The sequence below is a fragment of the Actinoplanes sp. NPDC049598 genome, assembly GCF_040675435.1.
Classification (GTDB): domain Bacteria; phylum Actinomycetota; class Actinomycetes; order Mycobacteriales; family Micromonosporaceae; genus Actinoplanes.
The window spans coordinates 299,909-323,046 of the sequence record NZ_JBFAOX010000004.1; the positions used below are offsets into that span (position 1 = coordinate 299,909).

Genomic DNA, 23,138 nt, shown 5'->3' on the forward strand with positions numbered 1-23,138 from the left:
TGCGTTCCTTCGCGGCAGAACGGGAGAGCGGGGGTCAGGAGCCGGTGGCCGCGGCGCGGCCCAGCCGGGCTCCGAACAGTTGCTGGGCCGAGGTCAGCTGGTCGGTGGCGCGCTTCGCGGCCGCTTCGCGGTGCGACCGGTCGGCGTCGAGGTGGATGGCCAGCTCGGCCTCGGCGGCCGCGGCGACGGCGGCCGGAGTCATGGCGTCGGCGCTGGTGGCGGCTCCGGGGATGGTGGCGGCGAAGCGCCACAGCAGCCGCCGGGCGTTCGGGCCCGTGTCGCCGAGCCGTTCCAGATGATCGGCAAGACGGGCCGCCGCGGTGAGGAAATCGACGCGCAGGCTGAGCGGGCCGATGATCCGGGTGGCCATCGGCCACGACGAGACGGCGATCAGGCCGCGGGCCGGCGCCAGGTGGTCGGCGGTCAGCGCGGCGCAGAGATAGTACGGACGTGAGTAGGGCGCGGACTGGAACGAGCGCTCCTCGTCGCGCCGCAGGCTGGTGAGCTTCGTGGGAGTCAGCTCGCCGGTCGCGAACGCCTCGTGCACGGCAACCACCAGTTTGGGGGCCGCCGGAGCGCCGAGCAGGGTCAATGCCTGGTGCACCTGCTCGCGTACGGGCAGAAGTGGCCCGGAAGCGGGCCGCGGAGCCGGGACGAACGGGGTTTCGTCCGCCAGTTCTTCATCGAGGAGCGCTTCCCACTCGCGCTGGGCCTGGCGCAACTGCTTGCGCAGGCTCGTGACGCGCTCGCGGTCGCCGGCGGTCAGCGCCCGCCGCACCTCGGTGCGCAGGGCTTCGATCCGCCGATCGAGGGCCTCGACTTGGTCCATGGCGATACCGTACAGTCTCCCAGCAAGTTCCAGCAATCCCCAGTAATGCGAACTGGCCGCCACCCCCAGGGCAGCACACCGTAACGTCGGCATGGAGGCAGACGGTGAGCACGACTCACGCACTTCTGGAGCATCTTTTCGACCGTTTGACCGAGCTGGGCACCACCGATCAGACCGCCGAGGTCGTCCTCGGCGCGTACGCCGGGGAGACGCAGCTTCGAGCTGTGCTCGACGGCGACCCCGCCGACCTGCCCGTTCGCGAGCCGCAAGCGGCTGAGCAGCGGCACGTATTCCTGGAGCGGATCAGCGTGACCGGTTTCCGGGGCATCGGGCCCACTGCGGCGTTGCACCTGCAGGCCCGGCCCGGGTTGACGCTGGTGATCGGGCGCAACGGGTCGGGCAAGTCGAGCTTTGCCGAGGCCGTCGAGCTTTCGCTCACCGGTGACAGCAAGCGCTGGGCCGAGAACAATCGCATCTTCCGCGAGGGCTGGCGCAACCTGCATCACCCGGCCAACGCCTCGATTGAGGTCACCGCGCGGCTCGACGGCGCTGCGGCGCCGGTGCACCTTCGCCGTCGCTGGCGCGACGACGCCACCGAGCCGGGCCAGGCCTTGGCCGATGTCCGGCACGGCGACCAGAAGTACGCCGACGCCGACGCGCTCGGATGGCGGCAGCCCCTGGAGGCGTACCGCCCGCTGTTGACCGCAAATGACCTGGGGCGGCTGATCTCGTCACGGCCCAGTGACCTGTTCGACGCCCTCGCGCCGCTGCTCGCCATCGAACCGGTGACCGACGCCGAAGCGCTGCTCAAGCGCGTCAAGCGGGAGCTGGAAACGCAGGGCAAGGCCGTCTCGGAGCGTCGGCGGGAGCTTCGCAAACTGCTCGGCGATGTTGACGACGACCGGGCCCGCGCGGCCGCCAAGTTGCTGGCGTCCACCCGGCCGGACCTTGACGCTGTGGACCGGTTGCTCGGGCGCACCGACGAGCTCGACCCGCAGGTGGCGGCGTACCGCAAGCTCCTCAGCCTGCCCGACCTGCCGCCGGTCGAGGAGATCGCCGCGGTGACCGACGCGCTGCTGGCGGCGGCTGAGCGGGTGCGATCGGCCCCGGACACCGGCGTCGCGGAGGGCATGGCGCGGCTGCTCGAGGCCGCCACCGAGCACTACGACCGCCACGGCGGTGGCGCCTGCCCGCTGTGTGGTTCCGGCACGCTTGACCAGCAATGGCGTACGGAAGCCGCGGCTCAGCTGGATCGCATTCGCACCGACGCGGCGGTGCACCGGGAAGCCGCCCAGGGATTGGCGGCCGCCCGTCGGGGCGTCCAGGCACTTCCGGTGGGGCCGGGTGTGCCGAACAGCCTGCCCGCCGACGTCCCGGCTGAGCTCCGTGAGCGACTGCGGGCGGCCTGGTCCGCGTGGGCGAGCCTGACCGCCGACGCGGACCCGGCCGCGGTCGCCGGCCACCTGACCAGTACCTACCCGGCCTTGTCGGAGACCGTTGCCGCGGTCCGCGACGTGGCGGCCGCGTGGCTGCAAGCACGGCACGACCAATGGCGTGACCTGGCCGCCCAGCTCCAGCAGTGGCACGCGGACGCGTCGGCCGCGCGGGTCCACGAGGCGCCGCTGGCCCGGGTCAAGGCGGCGCTCGACTGGTTCCGGCCGGTGGTCGAGGACCTGCGCGCTTCGCAGCTCGCCCCGTTCGCCGCCCGGTCGCAGCAAATTTGGGAAGAGCTACGGCAGGAGAGCAACGTCGAGCTCGCCGGCATGAAACTCGACGGCTCCAGCACCCGGCGCCGCGTCGCCTTCCCGGCCACCGTGGACGGCACGGCGACCAGCGCGATGTCGGTGATGAGCCAGGGCGAGATGCAGGCCCTCGGCCTGGCCGTGTTCCTGCCGCGGGCCAGCGCCGACGCCAGCCCGTTCCGCTTCCTCATCATCGACGACCCGGTGCAGAGCATGGACCCGGCCAAGGTGGACGGTCTCGCCCGTGTCTTCGCCACGCTTGCCGCCACCCGCCAGGTCATCGTCTTCACCCACGACGACCGGCTGCCCGAAGCTGTCCGCCGCCTCGAGATCGACGCGACCATCTGGGAGGTCGCCCGGCGCGAGAACTCCACGGTGGAGATCCGCAAGAACATCGACCCGGTGAAACGCTACCTCGACGACGCCGGGTCACTGGCCAGGACAACAGACATGCCAACGGAGGTACGCGCGCCGGTCGTGGTCACCTACTGCCGGTCGGCCCTCGAGGCCCGCTTCCACCAGATCATCCGCGCCCGGCGCATCGCCCGCGGCGAACCCCACCGCGACGTCGACGCGCTGATCGGCCGCGCCCGCACCACGATGCAGGTGGCGGCGCTGGCCCTCTTCGACGACCTGGACGCCGGCGGCCAGGTCTTCACCAAGCTCAACAGCGCCCACGGCGGCTGGGCCGCGACCGCCCTGCGCGTCTGCAAGGAGGGCGCCCACGGCGCGGTAGTCGCCGATCCCGAACAACTCGTCGCCGACGTGGCCCGACTCGTAGCGAGGCTCAAGTGATCACCGCCGAGAACTACCTCCTCAACGCGGCCAGCCTGATGACCAAGCCGGCCACCGGCACCCGCGGCCTGTGGCCCCGGGCCAGCGCCTGGCTGCTGCGGCTCGCATTGGAGGCCGCCCTCGACCGCTTCTGGACGACAGTGGCACCGTCGGTGGCGCAATGCCGGAGTCGGCGGGCTCAGCTGCTCATGCTGCGCCAGTACACCGGTGCGGAAACCGCCAGCCGCGCCGCGTACCTGTGGTGGGCGCTGTCGCGGGCCGGGCACCATCACGGGTACGAGCTCGCCCTGACGGCGGGCGAGCTGCGCCACCTGCACACGGAGGTGCGCAGCATGGTTGAGGTCCTGGAATTCTCATCCGCGGCCGGCGTTGACCGACTGAACGACCATGTCGGTGGAGACGCCCCTGCGGCAGCACGTAACCCTTCTTGACGGCCAGTGGCCGCAGACGAGCGCCCAGCACGTCGCGGTGATGAACGCGCCGCCGATCGCCGAGCAACTGCCGGCGGCCGAGAGCCGATGCGGCATCTACGTGCTGTCTTTCAGCGACGGCCAGCTGTACGTCGGTCAGGCCGTCAACGTGGTGAGCCGCCTCGGCGACCACCGCAAAACGTACACCGACATCGTCGAGGCGCACTTCTGGCCGGTTCCCCTCCCGGCTCTCGACGCTTTCGAGCAGCACGCCATCCGGATCCTGCAGGGGGAGGGCTTCCTCCTGCGCAACGTGACCTACGCGGCCGGCCGGCTCGGCGCCGGCGGCCTGGACGACATCGTCTCGTCGCTGGAACAGCAGGAGTGGTTGGCGTCCGCCGCTTCCGACCATCTCGGCGACGAAGTGCGCCCGGACCGGCCCCAGGTCCGCATCGCCAATCAGGGCAGGTTCGATCGGGTCGCCGCTGATCCGCGTACGGCCGCACTGCTGCCTGCGGTCCGCCGCTATTTCGCCCGGACGGTTCCGTTCCCGCGGCGTACCGAGTTCTCCCGGTGGTCGATCAGCGCCGTCCCGGACACCAACAAGAACTCGTCACCGCGTTTGTTCACCGTCACCGTGCACACGCTGGAGACGCTGTTCGTCTATGCGCCGTTCGAAGAACAGCATCGGACGATCTTCGTGCTGAACGTGGACCTGGCCACGATGCAGCGGTACTGGCCGAACCTCGGAGATCTGGTCGACGACTTCGGAGCCGCGTATGTGACCGACACTCTCTACCGAGTGCGCCCGGGCGTGCTTCAACTGTCGGTCGAGGGCGCCCGAAACTTCATGCGCCTGCTGGACGTCGAGGGTGTCGTCGAGGCAGCCCGCCGGCTCAACCTCGACATGATGCGCAAGGGAGCGGCCATGCAGTGGAAGAGCCACTCCTTCGGTCTCGCCGGCCTTATGCTCGGCCCGGTACCCGAGCGGGCCGGCGGCGCTCCTCTCCACCGCGGCCTTGTCGCCGACGCCTTGGGTGACCTTCCGCGGGCGGCGCACTTCTACCGGCAGGCCGCCGAGGCCGGACAGCCCGAGGCGGCGTTCCGTCTCGGCGAGCTGCACGCGGAGCTGCACGAGGATGAGCAGGCGGAGATCTGGTACAACCGCGCCGAGCGGGACGGTCACCACGGAGTCCGGCGATCTCCCGACCACGGCAACACCTATGCGCTCCTGGAGTACGCCGAAAGGAACGCGGAAGACGGCGACCTCGAGGAGGCAGCCGACCTCTTCCAGCGTGCGGTCTACAGCGGCTCCACTGCGGCGTACGCCGGTCTTGGATCGGTTCTGCACGACCTGGATGACATCGCGGGAGCGGAAGTGGCGTACCGGCGTGCCGCTGAGGCGGGTCACGGCCTCGGCTGGTACGGACTCGCGTCACTGCGGGAGGAGGAAGGCGATGCCGGGCAAGCTGAAGCGCTGTACAGGCGGGCCGCCGACGCCGGTCATCTCGGATCATTGGTCAACGTCGGTCTGCTGGAGCAGGAGCGCGGCGAGCACGATCTCGCCGAGGCGAACTTCCGGAAGGCCGCGAAGGCTCGTTTCCCCAACGCCGAGGTCCTGCTCGGCGACATCGCCGCCCAACGCGACGACCGGGCCGGCGCGATCAAGCACTACAACCGTGCGATCAAGTGGGGCCACACCGAGGGGATGATCGGGCTCGGCCTGGTCCTCGAGAACGGAGGGGATCTGCCCGGGGCGGAGTCCTGGTATCGCCAGGCGGCGGAGGCAGGCAACCTGCGTGGGCTGCTTAACCTCGCGATGCTGTATGCGCTGCAGCATGACGATGAGCGAGCCGAGGCCTACTGCCGCGAGGCGATTGAGGCCGGCTACGCCGATGTGTACGCCGATCTCGGCGACATGCTGCACACGGAAGGTCATCCCGAAGAAGCGGAGCGCTACTACGACCTCGCCGAAGTCTGAGTCGGGCGGCCACCTGTCAGGGCGCGGTGTCGTCGGTCTCCGGGCCGGCGGTGACTATGACCGGCGTCACCTCGGGAGAGGGACTGGATTGCGGTCCGCCGTGGTTGTGAAAGAAGCCGGTGTGATCCTGTGTCCCAGGGCCTCACCCATTGCCCTCGCGGAATACCTTTTGGACGGAGCCGCGTCGCGCCACTCGCCTTCAGGCGACCGGCACACCGGCCTTTGCTGACGAGAGCCCGGCGCCCACCGCGCCGGGCTCTCGCCTTTCACGGAGGTAGCTAAGCTCGGGACCGGCGCACCAGCCAAACGAAGTAGGGGGCTCCGCGGTGCCCGGATCACGCCGCCAGGTGGCCAGGCCGAGGTCAACCATGGGCCGAGGGTATCTTCCCTTCAATGATCGATTGGGCGGGGTTCATCCCGGCGGCCGTGCTGGTCTCGCTGATTCCGGGGGCGAACCAGCTGCTCGGGCTGAGCAACGCCGTGCGGTACGGGCCGTGGCGCGCCCTGGCCGGGGTGGCCGGCCGGCTGGCCGCGTTCGTGGTGCTGATCGGTCTGGTCGTGGCCGGCCTGGGCGCGGTGCTGGCCACCTCGGCCACGGCCCTCGAAGCGATCAAGTGGGTCGGCGTGGTCTACCTCGTCTGGCTCGGCCTCACCAGCCTGCGCAGCGCCGCCCGCGATCCCGGCCCGTCCCACGTCGAGCCGGCCCGCGGCGGCACCCGCGCGATCGTCGTCCGCGAGTTCGCGGTGGCCATGAGCAACCCCAAGGCCCTGCTGCTGTTCGCCGCGCTGCTGCCCCAGTTCGCCGACACGGCCGCGAGCGACGCGGGCCTCCAGATCGCCGTCCTGGGTCTCGCCTACATGCTGGTCGAGCTGCTGATCGGCCTGCTCTACATCGCCGCCGGCACCCGCCTGGGCGCCACCGGCATCCCCGCCCGCACCCAGCGCCGCGTCGACCTCGGCGCCGGCGTCGTCTTCCTCGGCCTGGCCGCCCTGCTGGCCGCGGACGACCTGACCTGAGCCCGCGGCGATCACCCGATCCGCGCCGCCGGCCTCGATGACGCCGCGCCACCGAGCGTCAGTTGCGGTAGAGCGGAACGAACCGGGCGTCGACCCACTGGTACCGCAAGCGGCCACCGATGTGGTTCCGGACCCGTACGAGGCCGGCGAAAGTCTTGTCCTGATCGGCGATCAGTTGCTGCAGGCCGCGCAGCACGGCGGCGTCGGGACGCTCGGCCCGGTCGACAGCGACGGCGCTGGCCGCCCGGTCACCGGGAGCCGCTTCCAGGACGTGGTACGAGGCGGCCTCGTTCAGCATCGGTTCGAGCGACTCACCGGCCGCCTTCAGTTGGTCGCCGAGAGTCTGCCGGGCGGTGTCGGACAGCACGTCGTCCAGCCCTTCGCCGACGATCGGGGTGAAGGTGCGCAACAGGGCCAGGCCCACGCGCAGGTAGGGCGCCGCCTTGATCAGCCAGTCCCGGGGAACCTCCAGCTCGTAGACGCCGGCCCCGGGATCGTCGCGCAGCACCGACAGCGGCAGCCGCGCGTGCTCGCACCAGAGGCTCAGCCGCAGGCGGGCGCGGGTCCAGCCGGGTCGGAGCACGGTGGCCGGCAGTTTGTCGATGCCGGCCAGCCAGGGGCCGTCGCGGACCTCGTCGTCGAGGGCCTCGAGCAGCTGCAGGAACAACTCGTCGCGGGCCACGAGATGACTGATCTGTGTCCGGCCGAGGCTTTGGAGGGCTCGTTCGGCGTACGGCCCGATCCCGGCGATCAGTTCGGCCAGCGGTTCCAGCTCCTCCCGAACGACCTGACGCAACTCGGCCGCCGTGCGGGCGTCGGCCCGGCGGTCCAGCTGGGCCGGGCTCACCCCGGTCAGCAGCTCGTCGATGACCTGTGGTTCGCCACAGGTCAGGCAATGCAGCTCGGGGTGGGTCTCGCGGATCCGCAGCAGCAGCCGAATGGCGAACAGCCCGCGGTTGCGCTGCCCAGGCGGGCAGGTCCGGCACGGCACCTTCACCGTGACCTGGAACCCTTTCCAGTCGTCGACGACCTGACGTATCTCGTCGGTCAGCCGGTACAAGAGGAAGCCCGGGGAGACGCCGCTGACCGTTACCCAGATCAGGTTGTCCCGCGCCTCGACCAGCGCCCGGCCCTGGTACGAGTCCTGCAGCACCATCCCGTTGAGCCAGTGCACGCTGTCCCGTACGTCCGACAGACCCAACGAGTACGGATGGAACCGCGCGATCAGCCGGCACATCAAGCCCTCCGGCAGCCGGGCCGGGCCGCCGTCGTCCTCGGTGATCTCGCAGACCTGGGACGCCCGGGGCCAGTCCGGCCGGTAGTCGTTCCAGGCCACGGACAGGTCGGGGCGGGTGGCGGCCAGCAGGAGCGGAATCAGGCTGATCTGCTCGCCGCCCCGGGTCGGGTCGGTCACCGGGTAGCTCAGCTCGAAGCGTTGCATCAGGGCCAGGAACGCGGGGAACAAGCGGGGCGGGTAGTGGTGCCGGCGGTTCGGGTCGTTCCAGATCTCCGGCAGCCGCCGGTGCGGCAGCAGACCCTTCGCCGCGTACGTCTGTTCGTCGTTGAGAACCAGGCTGATCGCTGTGCTGAGCCAGTCCGGTTTGAGAATGACCAGATCGGTGGCGGCGTCAGGGTCGGAGTCGGAGTCGCCGAAGGTGATCCACTGACCGAGCCGGTTGGCGATGCGGGCCAGCAGGGCGGCCGAGTCGCCCAGGCCGGCCTCCCCGGCTCGCTGCTCGTACTCGTGGTATCGCAGATAAGGCGCGTCGAGCCGTTTCAGTCCGGCCCGGAACGTCTGCCAGGACCGGGGATAGCGCCGCTGCACGCCGGGCAGGGCCGCGGCGACCCGGGCGATGTGAGCGCTCAGTTCGCCGATGCGATTCCCGCTACGGCTGTCCACATGGTGAAAGCCGCAGATCAGGTTGCCGAACTCGGCGGTCAGCTCGGCCTGGTCGAGCAGCGCGGCCGGCTCGTCCGGGCTCCGGTGCGTCGCGACCACGATGATCCGGGCCGAGGCGCCGACCCGATTGCGGATCAGGTCGATCCAGTAGTGGACGTAGCTGCGCTCGACACCGACCCTGGGCTTCCACACCACCAGATAGACCGCGGGTGCGGTGAAGAAGAGCTGATGGGTCGGGCGGTACTCCTTCTGGCCGCTGAAGTCCCAGCCGTTCAGGCGCAGCGGCGGGCCGTCCCCGTCACGGACGTCGAGGGGCTTGATCTCGATGCCGTGTGTGGTGTCCCGGCTGCGCCAGGCCTCGTCGCGCAGCGCGCCGAGCAGGCAGGACTTCCCCACATCGCCCTCGCCGACCAGGATCAGCTTGGCCTCGCGGACCTCCTCGGAGTCCTGGTGCAGCAACCTCAGATAGGCGCTCAGCTCGGCCGGGCCGGCGTCGCAGGCGGCCCGCAGGGCCGGGTCGAGTGGATTGTCGGACAGGTCGAACACCTCGTACACCCGGTCGCCGAGCCGGCCCGGCACCGTGGTCAAATCGTTGCCGGCGAGGTCGAGCTCGGTCAGCCGGGGCAGGTCGCCGAGCGCAGCCGGTACCTCGGTCAGGCGATTGCCGGCCACCGCGAGCCAGGTCAGATTGTTCAGCTCGCCGATCCAGGCGGGGACCGTGGTGAGCTGGTTGTCGCGGATCGCCAGGCCGGTCAACGCCGTCATACCCCGTACGGCGCCGGGCAGGTCGGTCAGACGGTTGCGGCTGAGCCAGAGCGACTCGAGGCGGCTCAGACTCGCGGCACCGGCCGGCAGGCCGGTCAGATGATTGCCGCGCAGATCCAGGCGGCGCAGGTCGGTCAGTCGCCCGATCGTGCCGGGCAGCCCGGTCAGGGCGGCGTCGGCCAGATTCAGATCGCGCAGCCGGCTGAGCTCGGCGATCCAGTCCGGCAGTTCGGTGATCGAGCTGTGCCGCAGGTCGAGCAACTCGAGCCGGCCGAGCTCCCGCAGCACCTCGGGGACAGCGGCGAACTGGTTGCCACGCAGCGCCAGCCAGCGCAGTCCGGTGAGCCGGTGCAACTCGGCGGGCAGGCCGGTGAGCCGGTTGCCGAGAAGGCCCAGGCCGCGCAGGCCGGTCAGGTCGGACACGACGGGAGGCACGGTCCCCAGGTCGTTGTGGTTGAGGTCGAGCTCGGTCAGCGAGCTCATCTCGGCGATCCACTCCGGCAGCTCGCCGATGCGGTTGTAGCTCAGGTCGAGCCGGGTGATGCCGGTCAGCTCACGCAGGACCGCGGGCACCTCGGTCAGTCCGGTGTAAGCGAGGTTGATCTCGGTCGCGCCGCTCGCGATGGCCTCGGCGACCCGATCCTCAGCGGACGACATCGGGCAGACGCTCCTCGGCGGACCAGGGGCCGCGCACCGCCGGCCGGTCGGCCGGCGCCGACCGGCCGGCCTCGGCCTGCGTCCGGTCGCCGGGCCCGGTCCGCACGACGTCGATCACGCAGACCGTCAGGTCGGGCCGGCCGTCGCTCCGGAAGGCGAGGCGCCCGGCCTGGTCGTGACCGGACCGGTCGCCGGCGCCGTCCAGGTCGGCGTCGGACAGCCGGCCGGTCGACATGATGAGCCGGTCGCCCGGCAGCGCGCGGAACTCGTACGGTGGTCCTGGATCGCTGCGTTCCGCCCCGCCGAGTCCGCCCGGGCCGTCACCACTGGTCACCCGGCCGGCGTAACCCTCCACCATCCGGTAGACGTGCACTCCGCCCGCCGCCGCGGCCACCGCGTGACCGGAGACCGCGACGGTCAGCAGTGCGGCCGCACAGCCGCCGGGCCGCCCGGTCTCCCGCTGCTCACGGATCGCCCGGTCGGCCTCCTGGAACGACGTCAGCGCCTGCCGGGCCGACATCACCGGCTCGTTGTCCGGCGCGGACAGCCGCTCGACGGCCAGGCGGGCATCCCGGTGGCCGTCGGTGGTCTCCCGCCCGGCGGCCAGGGCGACACGGACGGGATGGTGTGCTCGCAGCGTCAGCCGAACGGTCAGGGAGTTGTGCGAGGCATAAAGTACCCAGCCGCGCAGCCCGATCGCGTCCCGATTGGATCGCTCGCGGCTGCCGGTGGCGATCGAGACGACAAGCTCATGAGTCATTCCGCGGCCCCCGCAATCCCGGTGGCGGCGGTGGCCGCCACCCACGTTGTCCAAAAAGTGGGCCAGGCAGCGGCCGGCCCGCCGAATCCATTGACCATCACCGCACCGGCGGCACCGAGGAACAGGCCGCCGAGACAGCCCAGTCCGGCGCCGAGGACGGCGTTGGACATCCGGTTGACCGGCGCGCTCAGCGCGACTGTGAACATGACTCCGGCCAGGGCCAGAACCGTCCCGACCAGGACGCCCTGACGATCCGTGGTGCCGTCGGCGACACCCGCCCCGGCCACCGCAGCGAAGATCAGATAGGCCAGAAGCGGGGTGAGCCGGCCGAACCGGCCGCCCAGACGGCGCCACCAGGGCGGGGTGCGGCCGGTCACGGCCACCGCGCCGAACCGCCCGGGCCCGGTACGCGGGCGGCGCTTCGGCGCCCGCCCGCCCGGCCTCGGTGGGCGCTCGAGGAAGATGCGGTACTGCTCCTGGGCGTACGCCCGAGCCTCTCGGGTGATCCGCAGCTCGGGCTTCGACACCAGCTTCTCCGTGACGATCATGAAAGCGTGGTGGGCCGGGGCGTTCTCGTCGACGGCATCGTCGAACAGTGCCCGGTACCAGCCCACCCGCCGGGTCCTGCGGTTCAGGCAGAGCGCGGCCCGCTCGGCCAGCCGGTTCCGGCCGTCGGGGTCGGCTGCCGCCTCGAGCAGCAGGGCGAGGAAACGCTCCTCCTCCGGCACCTGTTCGGCCGCGTTCACATGCCGCGCGGCCAGCAGCTGCCCCTTCTGGTACCAGAACTGCCATTCGTCGTGGATGCGCCGCAGTGCAGAGCCCTCGACATGCTCGCTGAGCGCCGACAACGCCCGGGACCGGTAGAGCGAGGCGACGAAGGAGACCGCGTCGGGGTCGCCGTGGCGGGCGGACCGGGCCATCTCGGCCAGGTTCTCCGGAGTCACCTCATGTCGCCGGAACGTCGGCCGGGCGCTCGGGGACAATCGTGCGATCACTTCGGTGACCAGCAGATCGATCCGCGGCCGCTCAGTGTCGAGGCCGGGTAGCCGGACCAGGTCCACGATGCTGGTCAGGTCCTTGGCCGCCCCCTCGCTGAGCGTGCGGCACCAGTCCAGCAGAGCCGGCCAGCGGTCACCGATCAACAGGCCCGCCGCTTCCTGCCAGTTCTCGCCCATCGCGGCAGCCAGCTCCGACAATTTGCGGACGGTCCGGCCGGCGAAATGGAACGCCGCCCCTGGCGCCTCGTCCGGGCCGGTCTGGCGGTGCACCGGCTGCTTCTCGCCGCGTAACCAGGCGTCGACGTTCGCGAACCGCCAGCGGTGCTCGAGGTCGCGCTGCCACAGGCCGGAGACCGGATCCCGCCACACCGGGGGGATGTCGTCGAGTGCCGGCGGAGTCTTCTCCGACATCCGATCGGCGAGCCGCCTGTCGTCTTCGAAGTCATCCCGGAACGGGTGCCGGCGAAGGACGATCTCCTGCAACATGACGCCCAGCGACCACCAGTCCGATACGGGCTGGCTGTGCGGGCGGAACATCTCCGGTGCCCCGTAGGCCCGGGTGAAGCCGAGTTCTCGTACCCCCTCGGCCGGCGGATAGCGCATGGCGCTGCCGAAATCGGTGATCCGGATGCGGAGCATCGGGCGCGGCCGGGCGCTCGCATCGACCAGGAAGTTCGCCGGCTTCACATCTCGGTGCATGACCGGCTGGCGAAGGCCCTCGTGCAGGTGATGCAGGATGGTGGCGGCCTGCCGCAGGAGCAGGCGGACCTCCGGTTCCGACAGCGTCCGGTTGCTCTCCAACAGGTCGTGCAGCGAACCGTCGGGCGCGTACTCGGTGATCTCGTAGACCGTGGGCGGCTGATCGGTCCGTCCGTACTCGATCAGGGGAACGACGAAGCGGGGATCGCAGCTCTGCCACAAGGCGCAGATCTCGGCCCACTCGTCGATCGCCTCGGGGACGGTCATCACCTTCACGACGACCGGCCGGTCGCTGAGCAGGCCACGGTAGAGGTTCGAATCGCCTTCCCAGGCGATCTTTTCGAGTTCGGTGACCCGGCCGGTCAGCTGAGCCGGGAACCGCAACGGACCTTCGTGGACGCCGAACCCCGCGCCCGGGCCCGTCTTCGCCGGCTTGGCGGCCGGCTCGGGCCCGGGAGCCGCGGTCACTGCTCCCCGTGAGCCGGGTTGCCGACCAGGTTCAGATAGCACTGGCCGCCCAGCCGGATCTTCACCGGAAGCTGGACCAGGCGCGGCCGGCCCGGCCCGAGCTTGGCGCCGCCGACGAACGTCCCGCAGGCCGACTCCATGTCGACGATCTTGACGGTGCCGTCTTCGCCCAGGGTCACCTCGGCGTGCTCGCGGCTCACGTCGCCGAAGTCGGCCAGTAGGCGGCCTACTGCCGGGTCGGCCGATCCGCGTCCCAGGATCAGCGGCTGGTTGACCACCAGCGTGATCGGCTCACCGTCGCCGAAGGGCCGTAGGGTCGCCGTCCGCGCCTTGGTGGTCGGAGCCCCCGCCGCCGACCGGAAGCCATCGGTCATCGCTCCTCCTCGAGGGTCGTGTCCGGCGACCCTAGCCAGGCCAGGCCGTCCGAAACGCCAGAAATTTCCGTCGTGTGCGGATAGCCGGTCGTGCCGATCACCCGGTCGAGGCGCGGATTCACCCGCCGGGGTGGTACCGCTCGACGACGGCCCCGGTGTGCGACGCGCGCGCGAAAAGGCTGCTCACACTCGGTCCGATCGCCATCCGCACGAGCGCTGAGACACCGGGGAAGGCCCATCTTTGGACGACGACACCAAGCGGCCGCCGATGTTCGGTCCCGTGCTCGACGTCGCCCGTTCCCTCTACCGGCGGGTTGCGCTGAGCCACCAGGGCCGATCCGACGGCCGACGACGACATCCCTCGCCGCTTCCCGTGAACGGGCGCGTTTCGACGGCCACCCGGGACATGCTGGCGGGCCGGTTCGTGAAAAACGTGAGCCGCGTTCGGGAAACCTGCGGTGAGGCCATCGATCAGGGTGAGGAGACCGTTCGGCGGCTGCGGTACGACGCCCGCGATCTCCAGGAGCGGCTGGCGGATGCCCGTCGCCGGCTGGAGCGGGCCGAGCGCGAGAAGCCGTCCGCCGCCGGGCCGCCGGAGCGGGAGCCGGGGGACCAGTACTACGACGCGACGATGACCCGCACGCGGCGTACCCGGGAGCACGCGAAACGCGTCGCCGAACTGACCGCGGAGCGCCGCCGGCTCGAACGGAGACTGCGGGACAACGGGCGCCAGCGGGAGGAGACCATCGCGCGGATGGAGACGTTGCGCCGTAAGGCTCTCGAGTCCGAGCACCGGTTCGCGGCGACGTTCGTCCATGAGCGCGCGATCTACGACCGGGCCCTGCTCCGCCGGCACCCGCTCGGCGACCTCGTCGGCCTTCTGCTCGACAACAAGCTACCTCCGTTACAGCCATGGCAGCACGAGCTGACCGCGACCGATCGTGAGAGGACGAACGGATGAGCGCCGAGCCCGAGTCCGAGCCGGCACCACCGGTCGCCCCGCCGGACGGCTGGCGACGACCGGCCCGGGTGCTGCGGCACATGGCCGAGTACGTCATCCGCCGGCGCACCGGGGACCCGCCGCGGCTCGTCTTCAACCCGGTCGGCGGCCACCATGAACGGCACACCATGGCCCCGGAGATGTACGACGCCCCGCACGTGCTGCGGCAACGGATCGACGACCTGGCCCGTTCCGGGGCCCTCGACGAGGGCAACGGCAACGTCTGTGACGACCTGATCAACCTCTGGGTCGAGCAGTGGTGCGACGAGGTCCAGGACGAGTACGACGACCGCCTCATCGAGCTGCGCCTGAGGGTGGCCGAGGCCGAGGCCGAGGTACGCCGCCGCGATTATCTGGTCGAGCGGGCCGAGGCCGAGCTACGCCGGTCCGAGACCCGGTACGACCAGTTGAACCGGGAGTTCCAGATGCCGGACCCGCCCGCCGTCCCGCGGCGCCGGCTCGGCCGATCGGAGAAGAGATGACTGGGCTGAACCAGGACATTCCCGGACCACGCCCGGCGCCGGCCCCGGACCGGTCAGCGGTCGGTCGGGCCACCGCACGGGTCGGCGGCCCGAACGACGAGACGGTGACCTTCCATTCCGTGCGTGAGTACAGCGGCAAATCGCGGCAGCGTACTCAGGCCCGCAGCCGGACCCGCGAGTACGTGATGCTGGCTGTGCTCACGCTGATGGCGCTGGCCGACGCCTACGGCTTCTGGATCACCCTGATCAAGCTGTTCCAGCAGGACACCGACTTCCTGCTCGTCTTCGTGGTGGCCATCGCGCTGGGCACCGTGGCCGCGGCGCACGAGCTGGGCCGTCTGGCGCGATCCCGCCGGGAGGGTTTCCAGGGCAGCCTGATCTGGATGGCCATCCTGGCCATCGGCTGGCTGGCGGCCGGGGCCACGCTCATGTGGATCCGGGTGCGGAACCCGATCACCGACTCCGGCGAGGCCAGCGGCCCGCTGGCCGCGCCGGCGACGGGCGGCGCCGACGACAGCTCGCTGTGGGCGGCCGCCCTGTTGCTGGTGCTCTACGTCCTCACCGGGGTGCTGGCGATGACCCACGCCTACCAGTACCGCGACCCCCGCTCGGCCGAGCTGCGCGACGCCGAGAAGGAGAAGGAACGGCTCGTCCGGCTGGTCGCCGAGAGGCAGTACGAGAAGCACCTGGCCGAGGAGGGCCTGGCCGCCCAGGTGGAGATCCAGCACATGCATCGGGCCTCCCGGGACCGCCGGGTCGGTGAGAAGGAGTACCTCGGCCAGGCGCTGCACGAACAGGCCGCGCAGGACATCGCCAAGAACATGGGAAGCCCGTCGGCGACCAGCGAGCTGATCCCTCCCAAATCAGACGACAACCTACGGAGCGACGATGAATAGATACGCCCGGCTGTCCGGCGTCCTGGCGCTCGGGGCGGCCGCCTTCCTTGCCGGCTGCAGCGACGGCCCGTCGGCCCCGCACACCGCGGGAGGGATCGCGCTGGTCGTAGGTGGCCGCAGCAACATGCCCCGGCCGGTGCTCGCCGGTCGGGCCCGGGACGAAGTCGAGAAGGCCTTTCGCAGTAAGGACACGCTTTTCATCGTCGGCGTCTCGGGTAGTCCGAAGCTGCTCTACACCGAGAAGATCGAGAACGGCTGTGACTCCGAGCGCGCCTGCGACGCGGCCGCCGACTCCTACCTCGGCAAGGTCGACAAGCTGCTCACCCGCGTGGTCGCCGACAGCCCGGAGGCCGACCAGCTCGCGGCGATCGCTACCGCCGCTGACCACCTGCGGGCCCTGACCGACGACGGACCGCGCCAGATCCTGATGATCGACAACGGGCTCCAGACTTCGGGCGACATGCCGCTGCAGGCGCCCGGCGCGCTTGCCGTGGACCCGGACGAGCAGGCGGCGGCGGTGCTCGAGAGCCAGTCGCTGCCCTCGCTCGACGAGGTCGACGTGCTGATGGCCGGGCTCGGCGCCGGGTTCGACCCGCAGCCCGAGCTCGGCCGTCCGGTGCAGTTACGGGTGCAGAAGCTGTGGCAGACCGTACTTACCAAGGCGGGCGCCGAGGTGACGGTCATTCCCAACGATCTCAATGACGATCTGGCCCCGGTGGCCGGGCAGCCCAAGGTGACGCCGGTCGTTTTCGACGAGAAGCCGCGGCCGGACGGCAAGTGCTACCGGATCCGGGACGACCAAGTCGGCTTCCTGCCCGGCAAGGACGTCTTCCGGGACGAGGCGGCGGCCCGGGACGTGCTGACCCCGATCGCCACCGACCTGAAAGTTCAGAAGGTCAATGTCTCTGTGATCGGCACTACCGCGCTGCCCGAGGACCCGCCGTTCCCGCTGTCGACCAAGCGGGCCAAGCGCGTCGCCGAGACCCTGGCCGATCTCGGTGTCAGTCCCGACTCGATGATCACCGGAGGAGTGGGCACCGGCTTCAGCGGCTTCAAACCCGACACCCGGCCGGACGGCTCGTTGATTCCCTCCCTGGCCATGCAGAACCGCCTGGTCATCATCAACCCGGTCGGCACGTCATGCTGACATTCGCTTAGATATTGCCAACACAAACGAACATGGATCAACAGATTGACGTATTGACACCCCTGTCGGGTTGTTGCGAGTGTGCGTCCGTCATGTTTCGTGTTTGACTTTGTGCAGGCAAGGAGCGGGTGCATGCGTTATTCACGTGCCCTACTGGCCATAACCCTTGTTGCCGGCGGCTCATTGGCCGTCGCCGCCGGGGAGCCGGCGCTGGCCACCGGGGGTGGGGACACCTCGTGTGCCACCACCGGGGCGGTCGACTATGGATTCGACCTGGCCGGGGACGGCTGGAAGTTCACCACCGGCGACGACGTCGCCTGGGCGGCGCCCTCGTTCGACGACGCCGGCTGGAAGTCGTGGAGTGTGCCGGACAACTGGAACAACGAGGCGGACCTGAAGGCGTACGACGGCTTTGCCTGGTATCGCAAGACCTTCACGCTGCCGGCCCGGCCGGCCGGGGTGACCGACTCGGCGATCGTGGCCTCCCTGGGGCAGATCGACGACGCCGACCAGACGTTCCTCAACGGCACCGAGATCGGCAGGACCGGTGGCTTCCCGCCCACCTTCGACTCCACCTGGGAGGTGCCGCGCGAGTACTACCCGGCGGACGGGCTGCTCAAGTGGGGCGCCACCAACACCATCGCGGTCCGGGTCTACGACGGCACGGGCGGCGGCGGCTTCTACGCGGGGCCGGTCGGCCTCTACACCAAGGCCCACCTGCGGACCCTCGCCGGCTTGACCGGTAAGGCGGCGACCAGGAGCCAGCTGGCGTACGCCTGCGCCCTGCTCACCAAGCAGCACAAGGCGATCGCCGCCGGCGACCTGCGGGCGTACGCCTCGACCCTGGCCGACGGTTTCTTCCACCAGGGCGACACCGCCGCCCGCCGGCTGGCCGAGATCAAGGCTCGGGGCCGGAGCGTCAAGTTGACCGACGCCCAGGCCGACGTGTTCGTCGATGCTCAGGGCCGCCTCGTGGTCGACACGATCCGCAGCTGGTCCGCGGCCGACGTGCCCACCCGCGAGTTGCTTCATCTCGACCCGCGCAAGGGCGTCGAGCTGGGTGACCACTCCCGGTTCTTCCGCGACAGCTACGTCTCGGCGGCGATGAACAAGCGCGTGCAGTTCAACGTCTACCTGCCCCAGAGCTACACCCGTACGACCGCCAAGCGCTTCCCGGTCGTCTACCTGCTCAACGGCATCAACGGCAGCAACATCGAGTGGGAGGCCCGCGACATGGACGCGGTCCTCGACAAACTGATCAAGGACAAGGGCCTCGAGGAGACCATCGTGGTCTTCCCGGACGGCGGCAGCGGCTGGTACGTGGACACGTCGGCCGGCAACTACAAGTCGATGATCGTCAACGAGGTGCTGCCGCTGGTCGACCGCTCCTACCGCACGATCGCCGATCGGGAGCACCGCGGCATCTCCGGCGTGTCGATGGGCGGGCAGGGCGCGTTCACCGTCGGCCTGACCAACCCGGACCTGTTCAGCTCGATCGCCAGCCACATCGGCGCGCTCAGCTTCGCGCCGCTGGCCGGCACGACCGCCGAGCGGGCGGCCAACGCCAACCTGCAGCCGATCAAGCTGGTCCAGTCGATGACGCCGGCCGAGCTCAGCCGGCACACCTACTACTTCGACGGCGGCGACCAGGACGAGTACGGGTTCGGCACGGCGGCCAGGAACATGAGCGTGGCCCTGGCCTCGAAGGGCATCAAGCACGACTACCAGCTCGGCGCGGGCAACCACGCCGACTCGTACTGGATGCCGAAGCTGGACCGCTCGTTCGGCCTGCACAGCGACCAGTTCCGTACGCACCCGGTGAAGCAGCCGAAGGAGCCGCGCCCGGCGAAGTCCCCCTACGTCTGGCCCTGATCCGCGAACAGGACCGCACAGTCGACGGCGCGCTGCCACCTCTTGTACTCGGCGGCGCGCCGTCCGGCGTCCATCGTCGAGAGCCAGCGGCCCGCGCGGTGCCGGTTGTTGCGCAGATCCTGCAGGTCCGACCAATATCCGACGGCCAGCCCGGCCGCGTAGGCGGCGCCGAGCGACACCGTCTCGGCCACCATCGGGCGTACGACCGGCACGTCGAGCACGTCCGCGACGATCTGCATGAGCAGGTTGTCCGAGGTCATCCCGCCGTCCACGTTGAGCGCGGTCAGCGCCAGCCCCGAGTCCGCGTTCATCGCGTCGACCACCTCGCGCGTCTGCCACCCGGTCGCCTCGAGCACGGCCCGGGCCAGATGGCCCTTGTGGATGTACGAGGTGAGCCCCACGATCACACCCCGCGCCTCGCTCTGCCAGTGCGGGGCGAACAGCCCCGAGAAGGCCGGCACGATGTAACACCCGCCGTTGTCGCTCACGGTGCCGGCCAGCGTCTCGATCTCCGACGCGGTGCCGATCAGGCCCAGCCCGTCGCGCACCCACTGCACCAGCGAGCCCGCGATGGCGATCGACCCCTCCAGGGCGTACGCGACGGGCTCGCTCCCGATGCGGTAACCGACCGTGGTCAGCAGCCCGTGCGTCGACCGCACCGGTGTCGGGCCGGTGTTCATCAGGAGAAAACCCCCGGTGCCGTACGTGCACTTGACGTCACCCGGCGCGAAACAGGTCTGCCCGAACAGCGCCGCCTGCTGATCCCCCATGGCGGCCGCGATGGGCACCCCCGGCAGCACCGAATCGGCCGCCCCGTAGACCTCCGACGACGAACGGATCTCGGGCAGCATCGCGTGTGGGATCGTGCACACATCGACGAGCTCGGGACTCCACTCCAGCGTCGCCAGGTCCATCAGCATCGTCCGGCTGGCGTTGGTGACGTCGGTGAGGTGCTGCTTCCCACCGGTCAGGTTCCAGATGAGCCAGCTGTCCATCGTCCCGAACAGCACATCGCCCTTCTCGGCCCGCACCCGCAGCCCCGCGACGTTGTCGAGCAGCCACTGCACCTTGGCCGCCGAGAAGTACGTGGCCGGCGGCAGCCCGGTCGTCGCCCTAACAAGATCAGCGTCCAGGGTTGAGACCAGCGAGGACGTCCGCGTGTCCTGCCAGACGATGGCCGGCGCCACCGGCACCCCCGTGTGCCGATCCCAGACGACCGCGGTCTCCCGCTGATTGGCGATCCCGACCGCGGCCACCTGATCCGCCCCGATCCGTGCCGAGGCCAGCGCCCGCTTGATCAGCCTCTGCGTATCCCGCCAGATCCGCGCGGCATCGTGCTCCACCCACCCCGGCCGCGGATAGCTCTGCGAATGCTCAGCCCGCGCCACCGCCACCACAGTCGCCCGCCGATCAAACAAAATGCACCGCGTCGACGTAGTGCCCTGGTCAATGGCCAAGATGTAACGCTCGGTCACGAGTGCCGTCCGATCGGCGCGCTCCAGAGCGCCCCGTTCGCGGGCAAGGTCGCCGCGATCTTGGCGGAGGGAATGGCGGTACTGGGTGGGGTGGGGGAGGCGGCGATCTCGGCGGAGGGGGTAGCGGCCCGGGTAGGGGCAAAGGAGGAGGCGACCTCCGCGGAGAAAGTGACGGTGTTGGCATAGGGAGTCGCGGCCCCTGGGCCGGCTGAGGAGGCGGTGACCGTCGCGGGGGAGGTCGCGGTCAGCACGGGCCAGGTGGCCGTCGTGGCCGAGGATGCGGGCGTGGTCATGAGCGGGGGCCGGTCAGGTCGCGGCTGATCGACTCGGCGGTGGCGCGGACCTGGGCGATCAAGGCGGGGTGGGGGCGCAGGCGGGTGTCGCAGAGGCGCTCGACCGGGCCGAAGATGCCGATGGCGCCGACGACCAGGCCGCCGATGGATCGGATCGGGGCGGCGATGCCGGCCCGGCCCGGCTCCCACTCCTCGACCGCGGCGCCCCACCCCTGGTGGCGGATCTCGGCCAGGGCGGCGGCCAGCTCGCGGCGGGTGGTCAAGGTCCGTCGGGCGTACGCGTCGAGGCCCGCCCGCGCGGCGGCATCGGCGGCCGCGGCGTCGTAGGCCAGCAGGACCTTGCCGAGCGAGGTGGCATGGGCCGGGATCACCAGGCCGATGTCCATGGACTGGACGGTGTCGTCCGGCCGGAACACGTGGTGGATCACCCGGGCGCTGATGGTCGGCGCTCGGCCGGTCGTCGTTGTGGCGTCTCGGGCGCTGGTGGCCCGCGCTGGGCCGGTCGTCGTTGTGGCGTCTCGGGCGCTGGTGGCCGGTGCCCGGCCGGTCCCCGCCATCGCCTCCCGGGTGCCGGTGGTCGGCGCCGGACCGGTTGGTGTCGTGCCGTGCAGGACGCCGATCCGGACTGACTCGGCGGTGCGGGAAGCAAGGGCGTCGGCCCAGTCCAAGGCGCGCGAGCGCAGCTCGTTGACGTCGAGGCCGCCGTTGCCCAGCTCGATCAGGCCGCGGCCGAGGCGGTAGCGGGCGGTGCGCGGGTCCTGCTCGGCGAAGCCGATGTGTTCGAGGGTGCGCAGGATGCTCTGCGCGGTCGACTTGGGCAGCCCCAGCGCGTCGGCGATCTCCTTGACTCGCAGTTGACCCGGACCGGCCGCGATCAGGCGTAACACGGCCGACGACCGCTCCACCGACTGGATCATCCCGGGCACCGCGCGAGACTACCCCGCTGTTGGCGCCGCGACAACGTGCGACATTGTCGCACGCTCGCCGTTGCTACCGGCCGGACCGCTTCATAGCGTCGCTCACGCAGGACGGGGTGGCCCCGCTAAGGCGGCGACAGGCAGGTCAGCCCGACGCTGGTGGCGAAGGGAAGGGTGGCGGCGTGGCGGGGTTCGTCGGGGCTATCGATCAGGGCACCACCAGCACGCGCTTCATGATTTTTGATCGGGCGGGGCACGAGATCGGGCGGCATCAGCTGGAGCATCGGCAGATCCTGCCGGGGGCGGGGCTGGTCGAGCACGACGCGGACGAGATCTGGGAGAACACGCTCAAGACGATCGACGTGGCGCTGGCGGGGGCCGGGCTGGGGGCGGGCGACCTGGCCGCGATCGGCATCACCAATCAGCGGGAGAGCGTCCTCGTCTGGGAGCGCGACACCGGTAAGCCGTGCCACAACGTGATCGTCTGGCAGGACACCCGGACCGCAGCGGCCATCTCCGGGCTGGATGCTGAGCTGCTGCGCGAAAGGACCGGGCTGCCGCCGGCCACGTACTTCTCCGCCACCAAGGTCCAGTGGCTGCTCGACAACCTTCCGGGGTTGCGGAGGCGCGCGGAGAAGGGCGAGGTGCTGTTCGGGACGCTGGACAGCTGGCTGATCTGGAACCTGACCGGCGGCAAGCATCTGACCGACGTCACCAACGCCAGCCGTACGCAGCTGATGAACCTGCACACCCTCGACTGGGACGACGAGCTGCTCGAGCTGTTCCGCATTCCGCGGGCCATGCTGCCGGAGATCCGGTCGTCGGCCGAGGTGTACGGGACGGCCGGCACGGTCCTGCCCGGCGTGCCGATCGCGGCGGCCATCGGCGATCAGCAGGCGGCGCTGTTCGGGCAGACCTGTTTCGAGCCGGGCGAGGCCAAATGCACGTACGGCACGGGGAACTTCGTTCTTCTCAACACGGGGACGACCCCGGTGCGCTCGACGCACGGGCTGCTGACCACCGTGGCGTACCGCTTCGGCCGTGACGCCCCGGTCTATGCGCTCGAAGGGTCGATCGCGGCCACCGGGTCGGCCGTGCAGTGGCTGCGGGACCAGCTCGGCGTCATCGAGTCGGCGAGTGAGAGCGAGGAACTGGCGGCGCGGGTCGACGACAGTGAGGGCGTCTGCTTCGTACCGGCGTTCTCCGGTCTGTTCGCGCCCTACTGGCGGCCCGACGCGCGGGGCGCGATCGTCGGGCTGTCCCGCTACCACACCGCGGCCCACATCACCCGGGCCGCGCTCGAGGCCATCTGCTATCAGACGCGCGACGTCGTGGCGGCCATGGCCCAGGACTCCGGGACCGAGCTCGACTGCCTGCAGGTCGACGGCGGCATCACGGCCAACGCGCTGTGCATGCAACTGCAGGCCGACATTCTCGGCGTACCGGTGAGCCGCCCGGCTGTGGCCGAGACGACGGCGCTCGGGGCCGCGTACGCCGCCGGTCTGGCCGTTGGTTTCTGGCAGTCACCCGGGGAATTGCGCGCCAACTGGCGGGAGGGCCGGCGGTGGCAGCCGACCTGGTCCCCGCGGCGGCGCGAGGAAGGCACCACCCGCTGGCGAGCGGCCATCGAACGCACCCTCGACTGGGTCAGCTGAATCGGA

General features: G+C 70.5%; 17 protein-coding genes. 10 read left to right on the forward strand and 7 right to left on the reverse strand.

Going from position 1 to position 23,138, the window contains the following annotated elements:
- Positions 1-34: 34 nt before the first annotated feature.
- Positions 35-829, reverse strand: a complete 795-nt coding sequence (locus AB0J66_RS12615) for a hypothetical protein (protein ID WP_364659159.1) — start codon at positions 827-829, stop codon at positions 35-37.
- 104 nt (positions 830-933) lie between these two features.
- On the opposite strand from AB0J66_RS12615, the gene AB0J66_RS12620 reads away from it, so the two are divergent.
- From AB0J66_RS12620 to AB0J66_RS12635, 4 genes are all read left to right on the forward strand, one after another.
- Positions 934-3,366, forward strand: coding sequence for an AAA family ATPase (locus tag AB0J66_RS12620; protein WP_364659161.1), 2,433 nt, complete (start codon positions 934-936; stop codon positions 3,364-3,366).
- The gene (locus tag AB0J66_RS12625; RefSeq protein WP_364659163.1) at positions 3,363-3,797 is read left to right on the forward strand and encodes a hypothetical protein; all 435 of its coding nucleotides are present in this window, start codon (positions 3,363-3,365) and stop codon (positions 3,795-3,797) included. Before AB0J66_RS12620 ends, AB0J66_RS12625 begins: the two co-directional genes overlap by 4 nt.
- A gap of 40 nt (positions 3,798-3,837) precedes the next feature.
- A complete protein-coding gene (locus tag AB0J66_RS12630) occupies positions 3,838-5,757 on the forward strand; it encodes a tetratricopeptide repeat protein (protein WP_364659475.1) in 1,920 nt (639 codons plus the stop codon).
- Between the two features lie 393 nt (positions 5,758-6,150).
- Entirely contained in the window at positions 6,151-6,774 is a 624-nt protein-coding gene (locus AB0J66_RS12635) for a LysE family translocator (protein ID WP_364659165.1), read from the forward strand.
- 58 nt (positions 6,775-6,832) lie between these two features.
- On the opposite strand, the gene AB0J66_RS12640 is transcribed toward AB0J66_RS12635, so the two are convergent.
- From AB0J66_RS12640 to AB0J66_RS12655, 4 genes are read right to left on the reverse strand one after another with little or no spacing between them, the layout of a single operon-like run.
- Positions 6,833-10,096 (reverse strand): COR domain-containing protein, encoded by a 3,264-nt coding sequence (locus tag AB0J66_RS12640; RefSeq protein ID WP_364659167.1) that lies wholly within the window; start codon positions 10,094-10,096, stop codon positions 6,833-6,835.
- Positions 10,083-10,856, reverse strand: a complete 774-nt coding sequence (locus AB0J66_RS12645) for a hypothetical protein (protein WP_364659169.1) — start codon at positions 10,854-10,856, stop codon at positions 10,083-10,085. Before AB0J66_RS12645 ends, AB0J66_RS12640 begins: the two co-directional genes overlap by 14 nt.
- Positions 10,853-13,021, reverse strand: coding sequence for a protein kinase (locus tag AB0J66_RS12650; protein ID WP_364659171.1), 2,169 nt, complete (start codon positions 13,019-13,021; stop codon positions 10,853-10,855). Before AB0J66_RS12650 ends, AB0J66_RS12645 begins: the two co-directional genes overlap by 4 nt.
- Complete coding sequence (locus AB0J66_RS12655; protein WP_364659173.1) at positions 13,018-13,395, reverse strand: FHA domain-containing protein; 378 nt, start codon at positions 13,393-13,395, stop codon at positions 13,018-13,020. Before AB0J66_RS12655 ends, AB0J66_RS12650 begins: the two co-directional genes overlap by 4 nt.
- 433 nt (positions 13,396-13,828) lie before the next feature.
- On the opposite strand from AB0J66_RS12655, the gene AB0J66_RS12660 reads away from it, so the two are divergent.
- The 5 genes from AB0J66_RS12660 to AB0J66_RS12680 all read left to right on the forward strand — a co-directional run bounded on the left by AB0J66_RS12660 (position 13,829) and on the right by AB0J66_RS12680 (position 18,792).
- On the forward strand, positions 13,829-14,356 hold the full coding sequence (locus AB0J66_RS12660) for a hypothetical protein (RefSeq protein ID WP_364659175.1): 528 nt from the start codon (positions 13,829-13,831) through the stop codon (positions 14,354-14,356).
- Positions 14,353-14,877, forward strand: a complete 525-nt coding sequence (locus tag AB0J66_RS12665) for a hypothetical protein (RefSeq protein ID WP_364659177.1) — start codon at positions 14,353-14,355, stop codon at positions 14,875-14,877. The genes AB0J66_RS12660 and AB0J66_RS12665 overlap by 4 nt, the downstream gene beginning before the upstream one ends.
- A complete protein-coding gene (locus tag AB0J66_RS12670) occupies positions 14,874-15,773 on the forward strand; it encodes a hypothetical protein (protein WP_364659179.1) in 900 nt (299 codons plus the stop codon). The genes AB0J66_RS12665 and AB0J66_RS12670 overlap by 4 nt, the downstream gene beginning before the upstream one ends.
- Positions 15,766-16,920 (forward strand): hypothetical protein, encoded by a 1,155-nt coding sequence (locus AB0J66_RS12675; protein ID WP_364659181.1) that lies wholly within the window; start codon positions 15,766-15,768, stop codon positions 16,918-16,920. Before AB0J66_RS12670 ends, AB0J66_RS12675 begins: the two co-directional genes overlap by 8 nt.
- A gap of 132 nt (positions 16,921-17,052) precedes the next feature.
- A complete protein-coding gene (locus AB0J66_RS12680) occupies positions 17,053-18,792 on the forward strand; it encodes an alpha/beta hydrolase-fold protein (RefSeq protein ID WP_364659183.1) in 1,740 nt (579 codons plus the stop codon).
- Here AB0J66_RS12680 and glpK (AB0J66_RS12685) read toward each other — a convergent pair.
- Positions 18,777-20,267, reverse strand: a complete 1,491-nt coding sequence (gene glpK / locus AB0J66_RS12685; RefSeq protein ID WP_364659185.1) for a glycerol kinase GlpK — start codon at positions 20,265-20,267, stop codon at positions 18,777-18,779. The two genes, AB0J66_RS12680 and glpK (AB0J66_RS12685), sit on opposite strands and share 16 nt — an antisense overlap.
- A 289-nt stretch (positions 20,268-20,556) precedes the next feature.
- Positions 20,557-21,477 carry an IclR family transcriptional regulator gene (locus tag AB0J66_RS12690; protein WP_364659476.1) on the reverse strand — a complete coding sequence of 307 codons (921 nt, stop codon included), beginning with the start codon at positions 21,475-21,477 and terminating at the stop codon, positions 20,557-20,559.
- 182 nt (positions 21,478-21,659) lie between these two features.
- On the opposite strand from AB0J66_RS12690, the gene glpK (AB0J66_RS12695) reads away from it, so the two are divergent.
- The gene (glpK, locus tag AB0J66_RS12695) at positions 21,660-23,132 is read left to right on the forward strand and encodes a glycerol kinase GlpK (protein WP_364659187.1); all 1,473 of its coding nucleotides are present in this window, start codon (positions 21,660-21,662) and stop codon (positions 23,130-23,132) included.
- The last annotated feature ends 6 nt before the right edge of the window (positions 23,133-23,138 follow it).